The sequence below is a fragment of the Sphingobacterium sp. JB170 genome, from assembly GCF_900163865.1.
Classification (GTDB): Bacteria; Bacteroidota; Bacteroidia; order Sphingobacteriales; family Sphingobacteriaceae; genus Sphingobacterium.
Genome location: NZ_FUKU01000014.1, coordinates 76,779 through 99,348, shown reverse-complemented (window position 1 = coordinate 99,348; position 22,570 = coordinate 76,779). Strand labels below are relative to the sequence as shown.

Here is a 22,570-nt window from a genome sequence, read left to right as displayed (position 1 = left end):
TGGTATGCGCATAGGGTATGATGCTAAACGCTATTTCAATAACAGTTCGGGACTCGGAAATTACAGCCGGGACCTGATTCGTTCGATGCAGGAATATTATCCGGAAAATGATTATATCCTATACACCACCGGAACAAAGCATGAAGCGGTACACGAAAATTTAAAAGTTCGAACCCCCGGAAATGATTTTATTTCGAAGAATTTCCCGTTCTATTGGCGTAGTCGCGGTATCATTAAAGATCTTAAAGAAGATAAAATACAGATCTATCACGGACTATCGGGTGAGATCCCCGTTGGTATTGACAAGTCAGGGCTCCGATCTGTGGTCACCATTCATGACCTTATCTTTTTTCGATATCCTGAACTCTATAAACCGTTAGATCGAATGATCTACGCTAAAAAATTTCACTATGCCGCACAACGTGCCGATAAAATCATCGCAATAAGCGAGCAAACCAAGCGAGATATTATCCAATTTCTTCATATCGATGAAAACAAGATTGAGGTAATTTACCAAAGTTGTCACCCCGCATTTAAACAACCTATCAGCGAACAGAAAAGAGATGAAGTCCGTAAACGTTACGCATTACCCGTCGATTTCATTTTAAATGTTGGTTCCGTGGAACGCCGAAAAAATGCGATTCAAATTGTCAAGGCCATCGAAGATATCGACATACCCTTGATAATCATTGGTAAGTCAACGTCTTATGCAGATGAAATTAAGACCTATATCGGAGCCCATAATTTAGCGCAAAAAGTAAAATTTCTACAGGTCGAAAGCATGTTCGATTTGGCCTGCATTTATAAACTAGCTCGCATATTCGTATATCCTTCCACTTTTGAAGGCTTCGGAATTCCGCTAATCGAAGCACTATATGCGGGAACACCTGTTATCACAAATCGTTTCGGCGTCTTCCCTGAGGCTGCTGGACCAACCTCTAAGTACATCGATCCCGAGGATATTGAGGAGCTCTCGAGCGCAATTAACTCGATTTTGGCTTCTTCCTCCATACAGCAGCAAATGAAAAGTGATGGTTTAAATTACGTGCAACAATTTAATGATGAAATTATTACTTGCAAAATCGAAAAATTATATCAAAATTTAGCTGATGATCAAATTAGCCTTTTTTAATTCCTCTGTATCATGGGGTGGTGGAGAAAAGTGGCATATGGAATCGGCATTGCATTTTGCAGCATTGCCGAACTACGATGTCTTCGTCTTCGGAGCACCCGATAGTGAGTTAAAAAAAAGGCTGGCACACTACCCCCAGATCACCTATATTGATTTCGCCGTATCAAATCGAAGTTTCCTAAATCCGATCAAAGTAAACCGGCTAAAATCAATCTTCAACACGCTTTCTTTCGATATATTAATAATCAATGGGTCAGCGGACTTTAAAATTGCAGCATACGCAGGTCACCTATCAGGTACAAAACGGATTATCTACCGCCGCGGTTCGGCCATTCCTATAAAAAACAGCGCCGTAAACAGATACCTTTTCAAAAATTGCATAAGTGATGTATTAGCCAATTCACTAGAAACAAAACGAACGATCAACATGCGCTTTGCAGCGATGTTCCCATTGGAAAAAATAAAAGTAATCTACAATCCCATCGACACAACGCCCTTTCAAGACAAATGCGTAGGAAAAACAAAAAACGACCATCTCGTCATCGGCAATCTCGCGCGTTTGGCGCCACAAAAAAATCAGGCGTTTCTTATCGATCTGTCTCGCGCGCTCAGCCATCGAAAAATAAGACATAAAATACTTGTCGGCGGAACTGGTCCGCTGGCTCACGAGCTTGAAAAGTACAACAAACAGATGAAAACGGAACACGATGTTTCCTTCTTGGGTTTTATTTCCGATTTAGATGGTTTTTTTAATCAAATTGACGTCTTTATGTTAAGCTCCAAATGGGAAGGTTTTGGATATGTTCTTGCGGAAGCCGCATTATATAGGAAACCGAGTATCGCCTTCGATGTGAGCAGCAATAAAGAACTTATAGAGCACGACCACACAGGCTATCTGGTACCCTACGGTGACATTAACCAAACAATTGATTCTATTTTGAGCCTAAGCGAACAAGAAAAACGAGACGAATTCGGAAATGCAGGCTACCAATTGGTTTTAAAGCGCTTTGATCAGAAAGTAATTTACAAGCAGCTTGAAGAGTTTTTAAAATGATCGAGAAAATATTAATATGACTAAATTTATGATCACTAGGAGACTACGTATAAAATACATATCAATGCACCATAACAGGACCTGAAAAGGGGAAAAACATTTCAAAAGGATGTTTTTTAGCAATTTTCAAGTATATTTAAAAAGCGAGCTGGGCTTGAACGAACCCTAATAATGACAAATAGAAACACAAAAAACACGAATTATTTTATTTTTTTCGGCTACTATTGTAACGTTTTTGAAATAATAAACGTTATAATAAATGAACGACAAAAACGCTATATATGACGGTAAGTTTAATAATTTCCACCTATAATTGGCCCGCGGCATTAGAATTGGTACTTTTGAGCGTAGCAAAACAAAGTATTATTCCCGAACAAATAATCATTGCTGATGACGGTTCAAAGCAGGATACGGCAGATCTTATCGAAAGGTTCAGAGAGGTCCTTCCCGTCGAGCACGTTTGGCATGCCGACAATGGTTTTCAGAAAACGCTTATTCTAAATAAGGCCTTAAAAATATGCACTTCGGACTATATCATTGAAATTGATGGCGATATTATTCTGCATAAACATTTTATAAAAGACCATATAACTGCAGCAGAAGAAGGTTATTTTGTACAGGGCAGCCGGGCGATGATTGGCCAGGAGCTCACAAAAGAAGTATTGGAGAATAAGAGGTTAAAATTCACTTGCCTAACTGTTGGAATGACTACGCGCTTTAATGCAATTCGATTTCCATTATTTTCGGGTCTTTTTAAAACTGATCCCTGCAGTTCAAACAATGTGAAAGGATGTAATCTTGCTTTTTGGTTAAAGGACTATGTTCGCATTAACGGCTATTTTAATGGGTTCACCGGATGGGGATGGGAGGATTACGAGTTTGCCGAACGTCTAATAAATTCTGGCGTAAAGAAAAAACGATTAAAATGGGCCGCCGTAGGGTTCCATATATTTCACCCACTATCATCCCGAGCGAACTTCAAACCCAATGAACTCATCTATCGTGAAACGGTCCAACACAAGATGTGCCATCGTACTCCGGGTTTTCACGAAGTTGCAATTTAAAGCCATATCTAAATAGCCTTTCAAATTGAGTGATATTAAACAAAATAGAACGCTAACTCCGGGCGTCTCGATCATTATTTGCACCTATAACGGCGCACAGAAACTCCCCAAAACAATACAGGCACTTGCTGACCAGAATGTACCAGACAACATCCCTTGGGAAATTATTTTTGTGGATAACAATTCATCAGATAATTCCCAAACGGTCGCAAAAATGAATTGGAACAATCTTCCGCAAACAGCCAAGATCCCTTTTATTTCGCTATCAGAGACGAAAATCGGAAAATATCATGCTTTTAATACAGCAATATTAAGAGCAAGTTTCAGCTATTTCGTCATCGTCGACGACGACAATATCCTTCGTCCCGATTATATTCGGCAAGCATTCGAACTTATTCATCACCAGCCCAGTATTGGCGCAATAGGAAGTAAAACCGAAGCAGTATTTGAAAAGCATCATCCACCGATTCCCAAATGGTTTGTCAACGATGCGGAACGCTATGCGATCGGCGAGCAAGGCGACGAAGGTGATGTTACATGTAGAAAACATCTTTGGGGTGCCGGAATGGTCTCGCGAACACAACTATACCGAGACTTCTATGAGAAGTACCCTTCTTTTTTAATCACACATACGACCAAAAATATCCTTGTAGCCGAAGACACCGAGTACTGCCTGAGACTAGTATTACGGGGCTTCAAGTTATACTATTCGCCCAAACTAGTATTACAGCATTTTGTCCCAAACGAACGATTAAGTATCGACTATTGGGAGAAATTAAACTACAATATTGACAATTCATTCGACGTTATCGACGCCTATTATATGGCTGCCAAAGTTCATTCGGACAAGTACAAAACTTCATTTGAAAAGTTACGCCTAAAAATGTTGACAAAACTTCGCGTTCGAATTTACTCGGGGATAAAAAAAACACGACAAAAAATACTATTAGGACTGCTTTTCCCAACATCGAGTTTTAATTCGCCGCTTACCAATGACGTTAACAAATTCATTTCGGACCCCGGATTGCCGAAAAATGAGTAAATTAAACAAATGAATAAATTTACAAAATGGATAGAAACGCTACGCGCACTCATCTTGTATCCATACATACTTAAGCAAGTAAAAAATGTAGAATCCAACATGTTCTTTTTCTTTCCCCGTTTTCAAACGGGCGGAGCGGAAAAGGTTCATCTGGAGATTATCAAAAGCGTTTCAGATAAAAAGCCAGTTTGTTTCTTCACAAATCTATCGGACAATGACGACCTTTTAGCAGCGTATACACGCCACGCTACCGTAATAAACTTGCATCGATGGGGGTGGAAAACGAGTTTTCGAAAAAAAATGGCGAGAATTATCGCTACTTCAATTAACAAAGTTCAATCTCCTGTCATTTTCGGGAGTAATTCCGAGCTGTTTTACGATCTATTTCCACATCTAAACGATGAATGTGTTAAAATTGATTTATTACACACCGACCTTAGTCACCTCCCTCTTTCTATTGAAAATTACGCCTCAGCACTGACCTCGATGCTTAACCACCGCATTTTACTAGGGACGAGTCACAAAGAGAAAATAAAAGTATTCTATAAGAATAGCGGGATCCCTGCTGAGGAAATTGACAAAATAAAAATAATTCACAATGGCGTCCCCGTTCCACCAACGACCCCGGAACGTAAAAATTATTTACAAAACAAAACTGTTCTTTTTGTAGCGAGAAATGGATATGAAAAAAGACCGGAACTGTTTCTTCAAATTGCAAACCAATCGCACATTCAAAAGCTTCCATTTAACTTCCAAATGATTGGAGACTTTGAAAACTTCGCAAGTATAAAACCTGATAATGTCCAGATAATTGGAAAAATTACGGACAAAGCTTTATTAGATCGGTATTATAAAAAGGCACATTTCATTTTTATAACATCCATATTTGAAGGTTTACCAATGGTTCTGCTTGAAGGAATGTGCCACGGTGTGATCCCTGTCTCAACCGATGTTGGTGAAATCAGTCAAGAAATAAACCAGAAAAATATGACCGGGTTTATTATAGACAATCTGCAAACTGAAAATGAAATAGTACTAGATTTCATAAAAAAGATGGAAGAAATCGCCAACGGGGAGTACGATCTTAACCAATATGCCGACAATGGCTATAATCTGGTAAAAAATAAATTTTCCGGTGCAACCTTCACCAAAAACTACCGAAATATTTTGATTAATTAGTACCTCAATATGATTCCTTCGCCAACAGTTACCATATTCATGACTGCGTATAACGCAAGTCGATATATCGAAGAGGCAATTCAAAGTTTAGTACAACAAACATATACTGATTTTGAATTACTCATTGTTGATGACGGCTCAACGGACAATACGCATGAACTAATTTTAAGTTTTAATGACACGCGGATTAGAGTCATTCAAAATGACAAAAACGAAGGGCTAATCTATAGTAGGAATATTGCTCTTGCTGAAGCTAAGGGTAGATACCTTGCAATCATTGATAGTGATGACATAGCATTACCTGATCGATTAGAGCTTCAAGTGAATGAATTTAAACGACGAGATAGCCTCGCCCTACTCGGCACACCGGCGTATCATATCGATCAGCATTCTAAACGAACAAAAAAAATCCTAGAGGTACCATCAGGAGCCGATATTGTCGCATGTAAACTATTATTCTATAACACCTTCGTGCATTCTTCAGTAATGATGAAGACAAGTATATTCCGATCGATTGGGGGGTATAGAAACTACCGATTTGCGCAAGACTACGATTTAATGATTCGTATTTCCCACGGCTATGAGGTCGACAATCTACAGACCCCCTTAGTTGAATATAGAACACATGACAGTAATATTTCGAGCATGCATTCCAGTGAACAAGCAAGCTACCTACAGTCGATAAAATTTGCTCAACTCGATGAACTAGAAATACCCCAAAAAGCTGAATATGTTCGGATGCTATTGCATCATCCATCTAGCACCGTCTACAATATACCCGATTACCAAAGCTTTATTATCCTGTTAATCAATAAGAACAAAGATCTAGGTGTCTATCCGGAAAACACCTTTGAGAAAATACTCTTTGATCTGTGGTACGAGGTATTATTGTATAAGGGGAAGCGCCACGCAATTATCCAACTTTTTGATGTACCCATGTTTTTCATTAAAAATATCGAGCTAAAACAATTGCGAAGGATATTAAAGTTGTCGATTAAATCTTTTGTACGTCCTAAAATTGAAAAAAATGAAAATAGTTAAGTTTTTAGGAGGTCTAGGCAATCAGCTATTTCAATATGCATTTTATCTCGGTCTCGAAGAAAATTTCACCACGGTAAAGTCCGATCTAACTGATTTTCGAACCTATAAACTTCACAATGGGTTCGAATTAGAGAAAATATTTGGAGTAAAACTAAGGAAGGCACATAATTTCGAAATCAAACTCCATGATACAACTGATAGAAGATGGATTTGGCGAAAATTACGTCGTATCGCAGGAACCAAAAATGCCTATCACCAAGAATCCAAGCCGTTCGCTTATGATGCTTCAATATTTAAAAATAAAAAAAACAAATATTATTGGGGCTACTGGCAACATATCGATTATATCAATCTGATAGAAGAAAAGCTTCGCGCACGATTAACATTCCCCAAGTTTACTGACACACAGAATCTAAAACTAATAGAACGGATGAAACAACATGAGACGGTAGCTATTCATGTTCGACGGGGCGATTATCTTTCCGAACCTTTGTTTAAAAATATATGCGACAAAGCTTATTATAAACGGAGCATTAACTATATTAATGAACATGTCGAAAGCCCTCTCTATCTATTTTTTTCCGATGATATAGAATGGTGCCGAAAAACATTCAGTACTCTGCAAGCTTTTTATGTCGATTGGAATAAAGGAGAGGATAGTTTTAGAGATATGCAGCTTATTAGTTTATGTAATCATGTTATTATCTCAAACAGTACGTTTAGTTGGTGGGGGGCATGGCTAAATGATCGGGAAAAAAAGATTGTTGTTGCACCTCAGAAATGGAAAAACGATCCCTTTGTCAATTCGGATGCTTTACTATTAAAATCATTTATCAGACTCTAAAATACACTTATTTTGAGAAAGTTATCGACGAATAAAATATTATCGTTCATTTAAAATTTGATACAACGCTAGCATTTCTCATTAATATGCGTTAGTTAAAATTCTACACCTATTAACGATATATTTTTTTTCTTGTTGCAACGAGAAAGCAGGTCATTATGCTCCTAAATTAGGTGCTTCATGACGATCTATAACGAATATCGTCTCTCTTTCACAGTATTTTTTTTAAGTTTAACAATGAAACGAAAAATACTATATATCATACGACATGGCAAAGCAGAAGAGTTTTCTTTTGGGAAAGGGGATTTCGACCGAGGATTGATTGGGCCTGGGATCAAGCGGGCACAAAAACACGCGTTAATGTTAAAAGAGGAATTCGCCCAACGGAATGATAAAATTCTTATACTTTCCTCGACCGCAGTACGCGCTGCGCAAACAGCTCGAATTTTTGCAGATACGCTAGATTATCCGGCGGAAATGATACAATGGGCCCCTAGTATCTACGAAGCCCATTATCTTCAAATACTAAAAAGTATCAATGACGTTTCAGCGAATTATGACTATCTTTTAGTCTTTGGACACAATCCGGGATTATCCGACCTAGTAACCTACACGTCAAACCAATATGTGGAACTGAAGACTGCTAGCATCGCTTGTCTAACAATTGAAAACGGTTTAGATTACTCCACGTTATCTGCGAACACCGCTACACTGAACAAGGTGATTAGTTCTTAAATCCCTACATTTGTAGCATGGCAAACGAACTACAACATGAAAATTCACCTTACTTGCAACAACATGCCCATAATCCCGTTGACTGGATGCCTTGGGGAGATAAAGCATTACAAAAAGCAAAGGATGAAAACAAACTAATCATCGTAAGTATCGGTTATTCAGCTTGCCACTGGTGTCACGTGATGGAAAGAGAAAGTTTTGAGAATGATGCGATTGCTAAAACAATGAATTCTTTCTATGTGCCCATCAAAATCGATCGCGAAGAGCGCCCAGATATTGATCAAATATATATGATCGCTGTGCAGCTCATGACAAACGCTGGTGGATGGCCATTAAACTGCATCTGTCTACCCGACGGCCGTCCCATCTACGGTGGAACCTATTTCAAACCCCAAGATTGGCAGCAAGTTTTACTACAAGTAGCGCAAATGTGGGAACAAACTCCTGAGATTGCCATTGACTACGCCGAAAGGCTGACACAGGGGGTTGTCGACGCGGAAAAATTACCTATTTCCCCTATCCCCAACCGGTACACCCTCTCCGATCTTCAGGAAATTGTACAACCCTGGGTCGCACAATTCGATACCAATGATGGTGGGTATACGCGAGCCCCCAAATTCCCGCTCCCTAACAATTGGATGTTTTTACTTCGCTATGCCGCCCTGACAAAGGATGAATCTATACTATCGCACGTTCATTTTACGCTGGATAAGATTGCTAGTGGTGGAATATACGATCATGTTGGTGGAGGATTTGCGCGCTACGCCGTAGACGGGCAATGGCATATTCCCCACTTCGAGAAAATGCTATACGATAACGGCCAATTAATATCGTTATACTGCGAAGCATTTCAACATAAACAATCGGCAACATATAAACAAGTCGTCGAAGAAACGATCGAGTGGGCACGCCGCGAGATGCTTGATGCAAACGGAGGGTTCTACGCCGCTTTAGATGCCGACAGTGAGGGGATAGAAGGTAAATACTATATCTTTGATCTGCAAGAAATTCGCTCCGTATTAGGTGATGATGCTACACTGGCTGCTGCATATTATAATATCACAGAAGAAGGTAACTGGCCCGAAGAGCACACCAACGTATTGAAGACAGGTACCGATTCTTTCGATTTAATACAGCAGGCAGGATTTTCTGAACAAGAATGGCGTCTTTATCTCGACGAGATAAAGTCGAAACTATTCACCTACCGAGCACAGCGTATTCGTCCAGGACTTGATCACAAGCAATTAACTTCTTGGAATGCATTGATGCTAAAAGGGTTGATCGATGCGTATCGCACGTTCGATAAACCTGAATACCTCGAACTGGCCACCCAAACATTGGCATTTATAAACAAACATTGCTATTCGGGTGATCAGCTACTCCACCAACCAGCGGATAAAAACAGAATAATTCCTGGGTTTTTAGATGATTATGCCTTAACTGCTGAAGCGTTAATCGCGCTGTATAGCGCCACCTTTGATGAGTCTTATTTAGAACAGGCAAACACGCTAACGCGAAATGCGATAAATCATTTTTACAAGGCAAGCGAAAAAACGTTTTATTATACCGCGCAAAATGACCAATCATTGATTGCTCGAAAAAGTGAGATAATGGATAATGTGATTCCTTCCTCTTCCTCCACATTTGTACGTGTATTGTACGTTCTATCCGAACTTTTTGACAATTCATACTATCTCGAACTCGCGGATCAAGTTTTCGCTAATGTCTTCCCATACATCAAAAAGTATGGTTCTGCATACTCCAACTGGGCCACTCAATTACTCGAACATGTCTATGGCAACAATCAAATAGCTTTCGTCGGCAACAGTAGTTTAAAATGGCGGAAAGAGCTCGATAAATATTATATACCAAATAAAACCGTGCTGGGGGGAACAAAAAGTAGCTTACCATTGTTAAAGGATAAAGGTGGTTTGGATTCAAAAGCCTACCTTTGTCGAAACAAAACTTGTAGTTTACCTCAAAATTCCGTTTTGGGGATCCTACAATTATTGAATGATAACAGGGACTAAGTCCCAAAAAATTAATTAAAATGGCGATAGAAACCAACAACGTAGTTGCGTTAAATTACACGCTTCACATGATTGAAGAAAACGGAGAGAAAACTTTTGTAGAAGAAACTACAGCAGAAAATCCATTAACCTTTCTATATGGCGTAGGTATGATGCTACCTAAATTTGAAGAAAATATCTCTTCTTTAAACCAAGGTGACAAAACATCATTCACCCTTACTCCTGAAAATGCTTATGGTGAAAAAGACGAACGTGCAGTCGCTCAATTGCCTGCAGATATGTTTAAAGAGACTGGTCTACCTCCGGTAGGCGAAGTGTTACCACTTCAAGATAATGAAGGGAATCAATTTCAAGCGGTTGTCGTAGAGGTAACACCTGAGGCCGTTGTAGCTGATCTGAACCATCCGATGGCTGGTAAAACATTAAATTTCGATGTGGAGGTTTTAAATGTACGTCCCGCAACTGAAGAAGAGTTGACTCATGGGCACGCACATGGAGTAGATGGAAACGCAGAACACTAATTTTCCATTAAAAGTTAAAAAAATGGTGATCTACAATGTAGTTCACCATTTTTTATTGGGCATAACGGTCATTTCCAAACCCTCGTTCTGCCGCAATTTCTATTTTGCGTGTTTACAATTTTATCGCTCGTAGCATCTCCCGCTTTCCAAGTGCTCCGGGCGCTTTCTCTATTTCGAACCCTAAGTTCCTCATAGCACGTTTTAAATTCCCTGTGATGGCGTAGGTAACAAAAACTCCTCCGGGGCGTAAAAACTGGCAAACATGGTAAAGGGTGTCCTCTGACCACATCTCCGGCTGTCGAACAGCCGCAAACGCATCGAAATACACGAGATCGACTTTGCCTTGATGCGTATACTCCATCACTTTGCACGGACGGATGCCCAAAGTAATATTTGGTAACATTTCTACTGGCTGCTCAAGGACAACCGGATAGTTGGCAACAAAGGAGTCCCATAGCTCACGCTCTACAAACTTTTCATACCCGGTCTGCATAATGATTTCCGGCATTAAAGGATATGCTTCTATTCCGTAGTATCGGAGCTTAATCCCCTCCTTATTGGCGTACTGCGAGGTAACGAGGAAATTTAATCCTGTACCAAAACCAACCTCTAAAATATTCACCTCATCTACCGCATCTTTTGCGCGCAAAAACTGAAGACCAGACTTCAAAAAAACATGCTCACTTTCCTGTAGAGCACCATTTTGCGAATGATAATGTTCTCCTATTTCCGGGTGGTATAACGTTTTTGAACCGTCTCCTGTTACAACAAATTCCATACAGCCTATTTTTTATCACAAAACTACCATAAAAAACTATTATTTTAGCTTTCCAATATGCGCACTATCCTTGAAAACTACGGAAGTATACTACTTCTACTAATGGGTATCGTCGTCGGTAGTATTATCGGACTTTGGTATCCCGACTTGGTTACATACATCAAGCCACTGGGCGACATTTTCCTTAATCTATTGTTTGTATCGATTATTCCTTTGTTATTTTTTGCTATTACGTCTTCAGTTTCAAGTATCGATAACGGAAATAAATTAGGAAAGATCATTGGAACCATGACGGCCGTATTCTTGGTAACGCTAATCATCGCCGCGGCAACAACGGTCTTAGCGCTCTACATCTTCCCCGTAAACTCAAATATTGATCAAACATCAATAGGTGAAAACCCATTGACAAACGACGGCAGTAACTGGGGTGACAAGATGGTTAGTTTTCTCACAGTGAGCGAATTTAATCTCCTGCTAAATCGACAAAACATCTTAGCTTTCGTAATATTTTCGTTTTTAGTGGGAATCGCGGCGCGAAAAGCGGGAGAAAACTCAACAGCATTTGTCGCGTTCGTGCGCTCGGGAAACGAGGTGATGAAACAATTACTAATCATCATTATGACCATCGCGCCAATTGGACTCGGTGCATATTTCGCCTTTCAAGTAAAAACATTGGGGCCGCAACTCTTTGGCTTTTACGCAAAGCCCATGGCTTTGTACTACATTTTTGGAACGGTATTTTTCTTCGTATTCTATAGCCTTTATGCCTTCATCGCAAAAGGGAAGCTAGGGCCTAAGCTTTATTGGAAAAACAATATCATTCCTTCGCTCACAGCACTCAGCACCTGCAGTAGCCTAGCCACGATGCCACCAAATTTAGCTGCGGCAAAAAAGATAGGAATCCCCGGCCCCATAGCAAATGTGGTTATTCCACTAGGCAACACGCTTTACAAAAATGGGTCTGCAATATCTTCAATCTTAAAAATATATGTAGCATTTTCACTGCTTGGATGGGACTTTTTTACGTGGGAAACCATTATCATAGCAATCGGCATCACGATACTCGTGACAATTGTTGCCGGCGGTATCCCAAACGGTGGTTATATTGGGGAAATGCTGATGATATCGGTCTACGGGCTCCCTGCCGAGGCTATCCCTGCAGTGATGATTATAGGAACACTCGTTGACCCTTTAGCGACAATCTTGAATGCAACGGGAGATACCGTCGCAGCTATGCTTGTTACACGATTTTCAAAGGACAAATTTGACAGTCCGATTGCTAAAAAGGTACAGGAAGTGTAATATTACTATTATGGTACGGGCCGCCAAAGGTAGTAGAACACGCAAGTAATTAACAAACAAGAACTTAATAATGTTAAATTTTATTTATAGAATCATTCTAAATAAACTGCAAAATTTGATATATTAGTGCCTTGCAAAAGCATTTTGTAATTTTGTATATTATTTATGTATAATACACTATGAAGAAAAGCTCAATTATCTTAATTGCTATTATTGCTGTCGCTATTGCGATGATTTTAGTTATTTACACTGATTCGAGTACATATTCTACATTTACAGAAGCTAAAGAAAAAAACACGGAGTTGTACGTCGTAGGTGTGCTTAACAAAGAAAAGGCTTTACACTATGATCCGATTACCGATGCCAATCATTTTTCATTTTATATGTATGATAATGATAGCACTGAATGTCAGATTGTGTTCCGAGGTTCTAAACCGCAAGACATTGAACGTTCCGAACAAATCGTGCTAACAGGAAAAATGGAAGGGCAAATCTTTCACGCGAGTAAAATTTTGATGAAATGTCCTTCGAAGTACAATCAAGATCAAGTGGAAATAATAGAGTCGACTGCATCAGTCGCCTTTTAGACGTTAAACAAAGCCTCGCTTGTTTATTTCCCAACTTCAAACTATAAATATCAATTCAAATAATGGACGTAAATTACGTTGGTGAACAACTTTTACCTGGAAAAATAGGACAGTTTTTTGTTGTTCTTGGTTTCGGTGCTGCAATTTTATCATTGATCAGTTACTTCTTTGCAACAAGGGAGCCTGAAGTCAAATCATGGAAACGACTTGGGCGTATCGGATTTTGGGTAAATGCAATGTCGGTCGTCTCCATTGGGGTTATTTTATTTTATATTATTTACAATCATTTATTTGAATACCATTACGTCTTTGCACACTCCTCCAAGTCGCTACCAACGCATTACATAATTTCCTCTTTTTGGGAAGGTCAAGAGGGTAGCTTCTGGCTATGGACCTTTTGGCAAGTTGTGCTTGGCTCTATCCTATTATTTAGGTCAAAAAGCTGGGAAGCTCCAGTGATGACTTTCGTAATGTTGTGCCAGGTGTTCCTTGGATCGATGCTCGTGGGAGTAGAAATTTTCGGCTTCCGTCTAGGAAGCTCTCCTTTCATCCTTCTACGGGACGCCCTAGATATCCCAATATTTAGTAACCCGAATTATCTGTCAATGATTGCCGATGGTAATGGTCTAAATCCACTACTACAAAATTACTGGATGGTCATTCACCCGCCAACACTTTTCTTGGGCTTTGCCTCGATGATCGTACCATTTTCTTACGCTGCGGCCGGACTTTGGACTGGACGTTTTAAAGAATGGATGACACCGGGACTCCCCTGGGCGCTATTTGCAGTAATGATCCTTGGCGCAGGGATTATTATGGGGTCTTTTTGGGCCTACGAAGCGCTAAACTTCGGTGGATTCTGGGCTTGGGACCCGGTAGAAAACGTCTCGATCATCCCTTGGTTTACGCTTATTGCCGCAGTGCACGTCATGGTTGCTTACCGTAACTCCGAACACGGCTACTTCACGGCAACTTTCCTTGCCTTAATAAGCTTCGTATTGGTCATCTATGCATCCTACTTAACCCGCAGCGGTATCCTGGGCGAGACTTCGGTCCATTCCTTTACCAGCTTAGGTATGTCCGGACAGCTAATTGTTTTCAATCTTGTCTTCCTGGCTATCTTGATCGGCTTGTTGGTGTGGCGAAATAAACAAATGCCGTCGACGAAAAAAGAAGAAGATATATATTCGCGCGAATTTTGGATGTTTATCGGTGGCCTAGTGCTTACCGTCGCATGTATTCAAATGATCGCCACGACATCAATACCTGTATTTAACGCGCTATTTGGGACAAAAGTCGCCCCGCCGATCGATCCTATTCCACATTACAACAAGTGGCAGGGTGCGTTTGCTGTCGTGATTATGCTCCTCACGGCATTCACTCAATTTTTAAAATACAAACGAACAGATTCACGCAAATTTTGGGCTGCGACAATCGGATCCCTAGTAATTTCGTTATTGATTTCAGCTGTTGTGGTATATTTTGCGATGTTGTATACCAACGTTATGTATATTTTACTCACCTTCGCCTGTGTCTTCTGTTTGCTCGTCAACTTACGCGTACTGGGTGATGCTTTCAAAGGTAAGTGGCGTTTAGCGGGGTCCGCAGTATCACATATTGGTTTTGCACTACTATTGCTCGGAGCGCTTACGGCAGCGGCGACCAATGAAGTCATTTCTATAAATGAAAGCAAATATATTGCCGTTCAAAACTTCGGAAAAGAAGGCGATAAGTTCTCCGATCCAGGAGAAAATCTCTTTCTAAATGAAAATGAGCCCGTTCAGATGGGAGATTACCGCATCACCTATATCGGGGATAGTGTAGAGGCTCCCAACGTTTATTATAAGATTAAATACGAACGTATCGACGAGGAGAGCGGTAAGGTAACCGAATCATTCGTCCTCAAGCCCTTTGCACAAAACAACCCGGATATGGGTGGTTTAATTGGTACCCCCGCCACCCGGCACTACCTAACACATGACATTTATACGCTAATTACCGCAGCGGCAGCAGACTCACAGCCTCAGCAAGCAGCGTCGGAAGAAGAAAAAACAGGTTATGAGGATTACGATGAACCTGCTACCTATCAAGTTAGCGTGGGTGATACATTACGATACCGGAATGGTTTTTACATCATCGAAGACGTAAACAAAGATGCCGCCATAAATAACATCCCTAAAGGCCCTGAAGATATTGCAGTCGGTCTTAAAATTAGGGTAGTCGACAAAGACCAAAAAGAATATAGTGCCGAACCGGTATTTCTTATCAAAGACGGAAATTCGTACGACTTTAATAAAGATATCGACGAGCAAGGGCTTCGCTTCCGTTTTACAAACATTCTACCGGCACAGGATAAATTGGAAATCATGCTTTATCAAAAACCACTTCCGGAGAAAAAATGGATCGTTTTTAAAGCCATTAAGTTCCCTTACATTAATTTCTTTTGGGCAGGTACCATCATCATGACCATTGGCTTTCTCATGGCAATTTACCGCCGGATAAAAGACCAGCGGATTGCAAAAAAATAAACAGATATGGACATTGTAATCGTCGGCAGCGGAAATATTGCAACACACTTTGCAACAAGCTTTAACGGCCAAGGACACAATATCCTTCAAGTATACAGTCGAAATTTAGCCAACGCTCAAGCGCTGGCTAAATTATTTGCTGTCCCCGCCACCAACCAAATCAACGATATTGACGTATTGGCCGACTTATACGTGATCGCCGTAAGCGATAACGCGATACCTGAAGTGATATCCCAATTGCCAAAGTCAATTCAAGGAATACTCGTGCACACCGCTGGGGCAACACCGATGAATACTTTGGTGAAATTCAAACAGTACGGCGTGATCTATCCCGTACAAAGCATAACCAAAGGCATGCCTAGCAATTTAAGCGAGATCCCCTTTGGCGTAGAAGGCAGCGACGCGCGTGTCTCCAGCACACTCACGGCACTGATGACCGCTTTGTCCAACAAAACATTCTCTTGCGACAGCACTCAACGTTTAGCGCTGCATACCGCCGCCGTATTCGCGAACAATTTCAGTAATGCTCTTTTTCAAATAGCCTACGATATTCTACAAACCCATGATCTATCGTTCGATTTACTAAAACCAATCATCGAGGAAACCGCCAAAAAGATCCAAGATCATCTTCCAAGCCAGACACAAACTGGACCGGCCCAACGAAATGACATTCAAACGATACGCCGGCATTTGCAGTTTCTCAGTAGAAACCCTAGTTGGGTCAAAATATATCAACAACTCACTGAAGAAATCAGCAGTAACAGGAATATTTAGCAAAAATATTACGAAAAACACAAATTCACTCCGAACACTATTCTTTTTTAGCTTTCTACTAAATAAGTTCCTAATTTTGCGTTGTCCATTAAATTAATTTTGTGTTGGTTTATACACGTATAACAGAAAAAAAAGTCGAAGGATCAAACAAACTTATCGAACCATCGTTTTAAACTAAAACAAGCATAATATCCCCGATATCAATCATGGCAGTTAGAAAACTAATTCTCGCGACAATAGTTATCATAAACGTGATCATCTTCTCTTTCGGCATCGTTTTCACTTCACAGTGGTTCTGGTTGTTGATCATTCCTTTTCCTTTACTGATCTTGGCATTGTACAATAGCTATGCGAGCAAACATGCAATTTTACGGAATTACCCTGTCTTAGGCTATTTTCGCTTCTTCTTCGAGAGTATTCGTCCGGAAATGCGTCAATATTTTTGGGAGTCAGATACCGACGGACGACCATTCAACAGGCGTCAACGTTCCATCGTCTACCAGCGCGCAAAAAATGAACGGGAAACTGTTGCGTTCGGTATGCAGACCGACCCGCAGACTATCGGGAATGAATGGGTTGCCCACTCGGTATTTCCATGTCACATCGAAAACCACGACTTAAGAACAATGGTTGGGAATAAATACTGTAAACAGCCCTACAGCTTGAGCGTTTTTAATATTTCAGCGATGAGCTATGGCTCCCTGAGTAAAAATGCGATCATGGCACTAAATAAAGGAGCAGCACTGCAGAATTTTGCACACAATACCGGCGAAGGTGGATTAAGCCCTTACCATATCAATGGAGGTGATTTAATATGGCAGATCGGCACAGGCTATTTCGGCTGTCGAAATGAAATGGGGATGTTTGATGCAGAACTCTTTACTGAAAAGGCAAATCGCCCTTACGTCAAAATGATCGAAATAAAACTATCGCAAGGTGCTAAACCAGGCCACGGCGGAATTCTTCCTGCTGCAAAAAACACGCCCGAAGTAGCTGCTATTCGTCACGTAGTACCCGGCACCGATGTCATGTCGCCTCCGGCGCATAGCTCATTTTCCTCGCCCGATGAAATGATCCAATATATTCAGACTCTCCGGGAGCTATCTGGATATAAACCGATTGGCATTAAAATGTGTATAGGCGACAAACAAGAGTTTATCGACATTTGCCACGCCATGCTCACATCGCAGATTTACCCAGATTTTATTTCAATAGATGGTTCAGAAGGTGGTACCGGAGCTGCACCACTGGAATTCACAGATAACTTAGGTATGCCGCTTTACGATGCTTTATCCTTTGTCACAACGACCTTAATAAAATTCGGATTAAAGAAACATATCAAACTAATTGTATCGAGCAGGATTGTGACAGGATTTGATCTTTTAAAGGTAATCGCTTTGGGTGCAGACGCTTGCTATAGTGCGCGTGGAATGATGTTCGCACTTGGATGTATTCAAGCGCTAAAATGTAATGAAGACACGTGCCCTGTCGGTGTCGCCACACAACAGCCACACCTTTACAAGGCCCTAAACGTTCAAGATAAATACATTCGGGTGGCTCAGTTTCATCGCAACACTTTACGCGCAACGGTAGAAATAATGGAAGCGTGTGGGTTCAAAACACTCGACGATGTATCGGCCGACAAGTTTTTCCGTAAGACGGATAATATCAACACACTAAGCTTCCAAGAAATATATTTCCGCAATACAGGTAAGCTAGTTAAAAGCCACAGCGCTTTTGAAGAACAAGAAATTTAAAAACGTTCGTCCGTTGCAGTGATTGGTTCACTGCAACGAATTGATTATTTTAAATTTGCATATAAATGTTCCAGCGTGTCTTTAGCCCTTAGCATCTGCTCGTAGTTCACACCCTCTAAAGCTTCTTGAATTGTCCTGTTAGCTCCGCGCATACAGCGATCCCTTAACTGCCTCCCCTGCTTCGTTAGAAATATAAGATTCGATCTTTTGTCTTCCTTGTCATTGACGCGCATAACGAATTTAAGTTTTTCGAGATTATTTATCAATCGAGAAATACTTGGTTTGTCGCGAAATGTTAACATTGCAAGTTCTTGCTGTGTTCTACCCTCTTCAATCCAAAGATAGTAAAGCAAGCTCCACTGTTCCGAAGTAATAATCACACCTTCGTCCTTCAAATTGCGTTGCAATCGACGTCCTAATGCTGCCGATGCTTTCCCTGTTAGAAATGAGAAAAATTCCTCTGCATGTTCAAAATTTGTAGTCATTCGTTAGTACCTAGGTTAGTTGTTTATACAAACAAAATAAAAAATGTGCTATTAAGCAAATAAAATTTGATATTACCCTGTTTTTGCGTAATTTCCATAAATGGAAAATTTTTTACCGGCTCTTCTAATAATTGGTGGCGTAATCTACAAAATCTATTCTGAATATAAAAAAGATCAGGAAAAAGCGCGTCATAGAAATCCCAGTCGCCCGATCAAAACGACTCCGCCGTCTCCGCCAAAACGCATCGTTCCTCCGACTCTCAAACCGACTACCGTACAACTTCCTAACGTAGAAGAAGAAATTACACAGAAATATACGAAAAAAAGGTTTCAGACCGAAAGCCCCAAACGAAAATTGCAAGAAATACCGAAAAAGGTTGAACCAGAAATTTCAGCCGATGAAGCGTACTCCTTTGACCTCCGCCAAGCGGTAATCCAATCTGCGATCCTCGATAGACCTTACAAATAAAAACGACCCGCTAGCGCATGGCATAGCGCCATGTCGATCGAATCTTCAACCACCCAGCGTTGACCTTCGGATGTAGATTGGTGATTTTAATTATTAAAGAGTAAAATGATCTGCGTCTTTGAGAAAAGGTAACTGTTCTCTCGCTTTCACGAGCTCCGAGGGATTAAGTGTAAATGTATATAAGTCTTCGTCTTCAGGTTTGTAGTAAACGACATCGCCGGAGGGGGAAATACACATGGAGCCCCCCGAGTAATAAATCTCATTTCCGTCATACCCTACTCGATTTACGCCGATAACATATGCCTGGTTTTCTATCGCACGCGCAGGAATAAGCGCTCTCCAATGCGCAGATCTTTTATCGGGCCAGCACGCGGTGTACACAAGCAAGTCATAAGACTCATTTAAGTTCCGTGACCATACCGGAAAACGCAGATCATAGCAGACCATTGGACAAACTTTCCACCCCTTGAGCTCCAAAACGATTCGCGAGTTTCCAGGGGTAAAAGCCTTATCTTCCCCTCCCAATCCAAACAAGTGGCGTTTATCATAATGCACAAAGCTACCATCAGCCGACATCCACACAAATCTGTTAAAGTATTTACCAGCTTCTTCCACTATCAACGTGCCAGCGACAACGCAATCATACTTCTTTGCATGTTCGTACATCCAATGCATCGTCGGACCGTTCATCGTTTCAGCACATTTCTCGACATTCATCGTGAACCCGGTATTAAACATTTCGGGCAAAATAATAAGGTCTGTCTTTTCTTTTAAGCCAGATAAACGTAATGATAAGTTTTGAAGGTTTTTCTCTGCATTTTCCCAAAAAAGGTATGCTTGAAATACTGTAATCTTTATAGGTTCCCTATCTGTCATGCGTGATTCGCTATTTTCCATTAATTGATGTCTCGACAAATTACTAAAAAAAACGCAATACTTTTAACTTTTAAAAAAATCTACCGTATGCGGTTTGTTAACGCATCTGAAAGCGAAAATAATGCCTGTTTTTTTTCCACCGACACGTCAATTGCATTCAGTTTATTATAGGCTGCCCTTATATACTTATCTTTTAGTGCAATAGCTTTCTCTTTTATATTATATTGGGCGTATAAATCTTTCATCATTTCTACTTTTCCCGGCTCGGTATGAATAGAATCTTGAAGTAGCTTGTCGAGTATTACGCTATCGTGCCCTTGCACCAGCTCCTTCAGCTTAGTGTAAAGAATCGTTTTTTTATTCGATAAAATATCTCCTCCGATCTGCTTACCAAACAAATCAGGGTCACCGTATACATCTAAAATATCGTCCTGCAACTGGAATGCAACACCGATATTTACACCAAATTCGTACACCAATTGCTGATCCTTAAAGCCTGCCTCTGCAACAATAGCGCCCATCTGCAATGCACATCCCAGTAAAACAGACGTCTTTAACCGTATCATTGCGATATACGAGTCCACACTTACGACCGCCATATTTTCAAAATCCATATCGTACTGCTGTCCTTCACAAACCTCAAGCGCGGTCCTATTGAATAGTGGTAGCAATGTGCCCAGTACATTCGCCGGGCATAAGGAAAGCTGTTCATAAGCCTTTATAATTAACGCATCGCCCGAGAGTATCCCCACACTATCGCTCCACTTCTCATGTACCGTCGGCTTACCGCGCCGCAGGGGTGCTTTATCCATAATATCATCGTGAATAAGAGAGAAATTATGGAAAAGTTCAATCGCCAAGCTTGCAGGAAGGGCCGTTTCTATTTTCTCACTATCAAACAGTTCTGCACCCATCAGGACTAATAAAGGTCGTATACGCTTACCCGATAAAGATAACATATAGCGCACCGGCTCATATAAATTAGAAGGCTGATCAGGGAAAGTAGTCTGTTGTAAAAATTCTTGAAATACCTTTGCGTGTGTTAAATTTTGAAACATATAAAAAAAATGATAGGCTAAGATACGTATTATATTTTTCTCCTTTAGAAAGCTTATCACCAGTAATTACGGCACAAAAGAAAACCAAAAATCGCATGGGCGAAGACTATCGGTGGGAAATATTATCTTTGTAAAAACCCGTATTCATGCGCATTTTTATTATTCACAATTTCTACCAACACCCCGGAGGCGAAGATGCTGTATTTTCTCAGGAAGTCGAAGAATTGTCGAAAAATCATCAAGTGGAGGTGTATACTGAGCAAAATAAGAAAGGGATAAAGGGCTTACTTCAATTTTTGAGTTATCCTTTCAATATATTCACCGCTGCGAAGATCATTCGTGCGCTGCAACGATTCGGCCCGGACGTCGTACATATCCACAATCTGCACTATGCAATCGGTCCCTGGGTGATACGCAAGATAGCTGTACTTGGTATTCCGGTCGTTCTGACCTTACATAATTACCGTCTTTTGTGTCCATCAGCGAGCCTTTTTCATAACGGAAAAATTTTCATCCAAAGTCTACAAGAAGACTTTCCTTCAACCGCTCTAAGAAAGCGTGTTTTAGACAACTCGCTTCTTAAGACGTTCATCACGGCATTTACCTATTGGATGCATAGAAAAATCGGCACTTGGGACCATATATCCCGCTTCATTGTCCTTTCGGATTTCGCGAAGCAAAATTTCAGAAAATCTACGTTCGCAAATGGCAATGTCGAAAAGTTCCGAATACGACCAAATAGCATTGCGCCCGTGCATGTCAATACTCCTCGTAAACACAAATTTGTGTATATCGGGCGATTGGCAGAAGAAAAAGGAATCCTCCCTCTTCTGCAGGCAATAGCGCCCCTAGGGCTGCCAATTGATATATACGGTAGCGGCCCCCTTCAAGCGGCTGTGGAGGAATTCGACAAGCGATTTGATCTGATCCATTACAAAGGCTTCAAACCCACTAATGAGTTAATCGAAGCGATCGCCGAGGCAGACGCACTCATCGTACCCTCGGTATGCTATGAAGGAATGCCGATGGCAATTATCGAGGCCTATGCTCTTAACACACCTGTACTTGCCAGTAGAATTGGTATATTAGCAGAAATGGTATTACCTTTGTATACAGGGTTCTTATTCGACCCCTTCGATCAAAGCGCAGTACAGCAAGCTCTTCGCGAATGGGCTACCCTGGACAGCACGAAGAAAGGGCAGATAGGAGCTAATTGTTATGCCGAATTTCAGAAGCACTATCGGCTTGATAAAAATATGGATAAATTGTTGGCAATATACGAAGAAGCAATTGCCGACCTAAAAGATTAAAATA

21 protein-coding genes are annotated in these 22,570 nt (G+C 40.7%); 17 read left to right on the top strand and 4 right to left on the bottom strand.

What is annotated here, in order from left to right; genetic code table 11:
- Window positions 1-4: 4 nt before the first annotated feature.
- The 10 genes from FM107_RS04300 to FM107_RS04255 all read left to right on the top strand — a co-directional run bounded on the left by FM107_RS04300 (window position 5) and on the right by FM107_RS04255 (window position 10,642).
- A complete protein-coding gene (locus FM107_RS04300) occupies window positions 5-1,132 on the top strand; it encodes a glycosyltransferase family 1 protein (protein ID WP_086947293.1) in 1,128 nt (375 codons plus the stop codon).
- Window positions 1,110-2,186, top strand: a complete 1,077-nt coding sequence (locus tag FM107_RS04295) for a glycosyltransferase family 4 protein (RefSeq protein WP_086947292.1) — start codon at window positions 1,110-1,112, stop codon at window positions 2,184-2,186. The genes FM107_RS04300 and FM107_RS04295 overlap by 23 nt, the downstream gene beginning before the upstream one ends.
- 281 nt (window positions 2,187-2,467) lie before the next feature.
- On the top strand, window positions 2,468-3,250 hold the full coding sequence (locus FM107_RS04290) for a glycosyltransferase family 2 protein (RefSeq protein WP_086947291.1): 783 nt from the start codon (window positions 2,468-2,470) through the stop codon (window positions 3,248-3,250).
- A 25-nt stretch (window positions 3,251-3,275) separates the two neighbouring features.
- Window positions 3,276-4,292, top strand: a complete 1,017-nt coding sequence (locus FM107_RS04285; RefSeq protein WP_086947290.1) for a glycosyltransferase — start codon at window positions 3,276-3,278, stop codon at window positions 4,290-4,292.
- Between the two features lie 9 nt (window positions 4,293-4,301).
- A complete protein-coding gene (locus FM107_RS04280; RefSeq protein WP_086947289.1) occupies window positions 4,302-5,471 on the top strand; it encodes a glycosyltransferase family 4 protein in 1,170 nt (389 codons plus the stop codon).
- A 9-nt stretch (window positions 5,472-5,480) separates the two neighbouring features.
- Window positions 5,481-6,512, top strand: coding sequence for a glycosyltransferase (locus FM107_RS04275; protein ID WP_086947288.1), 1,032 nt, complete (start codon window positions 5,481-5,483; stop codon window positions 6,510-6,512).
- Window positions 6,499-7,356 (top strand): alpha-1,2-fucosyltransferase, encoded by an 858-nt coding sequence (locus FM107_RS04270; protein ID WP_086947287.1) that lies wholly within the window; start codon window positions 6,499-6,501, stop codon window positions 7,354-7,356. The genes FM107_RS04275 and FM107_RS04270 overlap by 14 nt, the downstream gene beginning before the upstream one ends.
- A gap of 237 nt (window positions 7,357-7,593) precedes the next feature.
- On the top strand, window positions 7,594-8,091 hold the full coding sequence (locus FM107_RS04265) for a histidine phosphatase family protein (protein WP_179204395.1): 498 nt from the start codon (window positions 7,594-7,596) through the stop codon (window positions 8,089-8,091).
- Between the two features lie 17 nt (window positions 8,092-8,108).
- Entirely contained in the window at window positions 8,109-10,121 is a 2,013-nt protein-coding gene (locus FM107_RS04260; RefSeq protein WP_086947285.1) for a thioredoxin domain-containing protein, read from the top strand.
- Window positions 10,122-10,141: 20 nt separating this feature from the next.
- Complete coding sequence (locus tag FM107_RS04255; protein ID WP_086947284.1) at window positions 10,142-10,642, top strand: peptidylprolyl isomerase; 501 nt, start codon at window positions 10,142-10,144, stop codon at window positions 10,640-10,642.
- Between the two features lie 112 nt (window positions 10,643-10,754).
- Here FM107_RS04255 and mnmD read toward each other — a convergent pair whose 3' ends face one another.
- On the bottom strand, window positions 10,755-11,420 hold the full coding sequence (gene mnmD / locus FM107_RS04250; protein WP_086947283.1) for a tRNA (5-methylaminomethyl-2-thiouridine)(34)-methyltransferase MnmD: 666 nt from the start codon (window positions 11,418-11,420) through the stop codon (window positions 10,755-10,757).
- 57 nt (window positions 11,421-11,477) lie between these two features.
- On the opposite strand from mnmD, the gene FM107_RS04245 reads away from it, so the two are divergent.
- From FM107_RS04245 to FM107_RS04225, 5 genes are all read left to right on the top strand, one after another.
- The gene (locus tag FM107_RS04245; protein ID WP_086947282.1) at window positions 11,478-12,722 is read left to right on the top strand and encodes a dicarboxylate/amino acid:cation symporter; all 1,245 of its coding nucleotides are present in this window, start codon (window positions 11,478-11,480) and stop codon (window positions 12,720-12,722) included.
- A 179-nt stretch (window positions 12,723-12,901) separates the two neighbouring features.
- Window positions 12,902-13,309: a cytochrome c maturation protein CcmE gene (locus FM107_RS04240; protein WP_086947281.1), complete on the top strand. Its 408-nt coding sequence runs from the start codon at window positions 12,902-12,904 to the stop codon at window positions 13,307-13,309.
- A 62-nt stretch (window positions 13,310-13,371) separates the two neighbouring features.
- Window positions 13,372-15,837, top strand: a complete 2,466-nt coding sequence (locus FM107_RS04235) for a heme lyase CcmF/NrfE family subunit (protein ID WP_086947280.1) — start codon at window positions 13,372-13,374, stop codon at window positions 15,835-15,837.
- 6 nt (window positions 15,838-15,843) lie between these two features.
- Window positions 15,844-16,611: a Rossmann-like and DUF2520 domain-containing protein gene (locus FM107_RS04230; protein ID WP_086947279.1), complete on the top strand. Its 768-nt coding sequence runs from the start codon at window positions 15,844-15,846 to the stop codon at window positions 16,609-16,611.
- Between the two features lie 206 nt (window positions 16,612-16,817).
- Window positions 16,818-18,368: an FMN-binding glutamate synthase family protein gene (locus tag FM107_RS04225; RefSeq protein WP_086947278.1), complete on the top strand. Its 1,551-nt coding sequence runs from the start codon at window positions 16,818-16,820 to the stop codon at window positions 18,366-18,368.
- A 44-nt stretch (window positions 18,369-18,412) separates the two neighbouring features.
- Here FM107_RS04225 and FM107_RS04220 read toward each other — a convergent pair whose 3' ends face one another.
- Window positions 18,413-18,853, bottom strand: coding sequence for a MarR family winged helix-turn-helix transcriptional regulator (locus FM107_RS04220; protein ID WP_086947277.1), 441 nt, complete (start codon window positions 18,851-18,853; stop codon window positions 18,413-18,415).
- Between the two features lie 100 nt (window positions 18,854-18,953).
- Here FM107_RS04220 and FM107_RS04215 point away from each other — a divergent pair, with 100 nt between their 5' ends.
- Window positions 18,954-19,322, top strand: a complete 369-nt coding sequence (locus tag FM107_RS04215; protein WP_086947276.1) for a hypothetical protein — start codon at window positions 18,954-18,956, stop codon at window positions 19,320-19,322.
- A gap of 93 nt (window positions 19,323-19,415) precedes the next feature.
- Here FM107_RS04215 and FM107_RS04210 read toward each other — a convergent pair whose 3' ends face one another.
- Together FM107_RS04210 and FM107_RS04205 are read right to left on the bottom strand one after the other, a co-directional pair.
- A complete protein-coding gene (locus tag FM107_RS04210; RefSeq protein ID WP_256959335.1) occupies window positions 19,416-20,219 on the bottom strand; it encodes an amidohydrolase in 804 nt (267 codons plus the stop codon).
- Between the two features lie 59 nt (window positions 20,220-20,278).
- Entirely contained in the window at window positions 20,279-21,256 is a 978-nt protein-coding gene (locus tag FM107_RS04205) for a polyprenyl synthetase family protein (RefSeq protein WP_086947275.1), read from the bottom strand.
- A gap of 146 nt (window positions 21,257-21,402) precedes the next feature.
- Between FM107_RS04205 and FM107_RS04200 the strand changes: the two genes are divergently transcribed.
- Window positions 21,403-22,566: a glycosyltransferase family 4 protein gene (locus tag FM107_RS04200; protein WP_086947274.1), complete on the top strand. Its 1,164-nt coding sequence runs from the start codon at window positions 21,403-21,405 to the stop codon at window positions 22,564-22,566.
- Window positions 22,567-22,570: the final 4 nt, after the last annotated feature.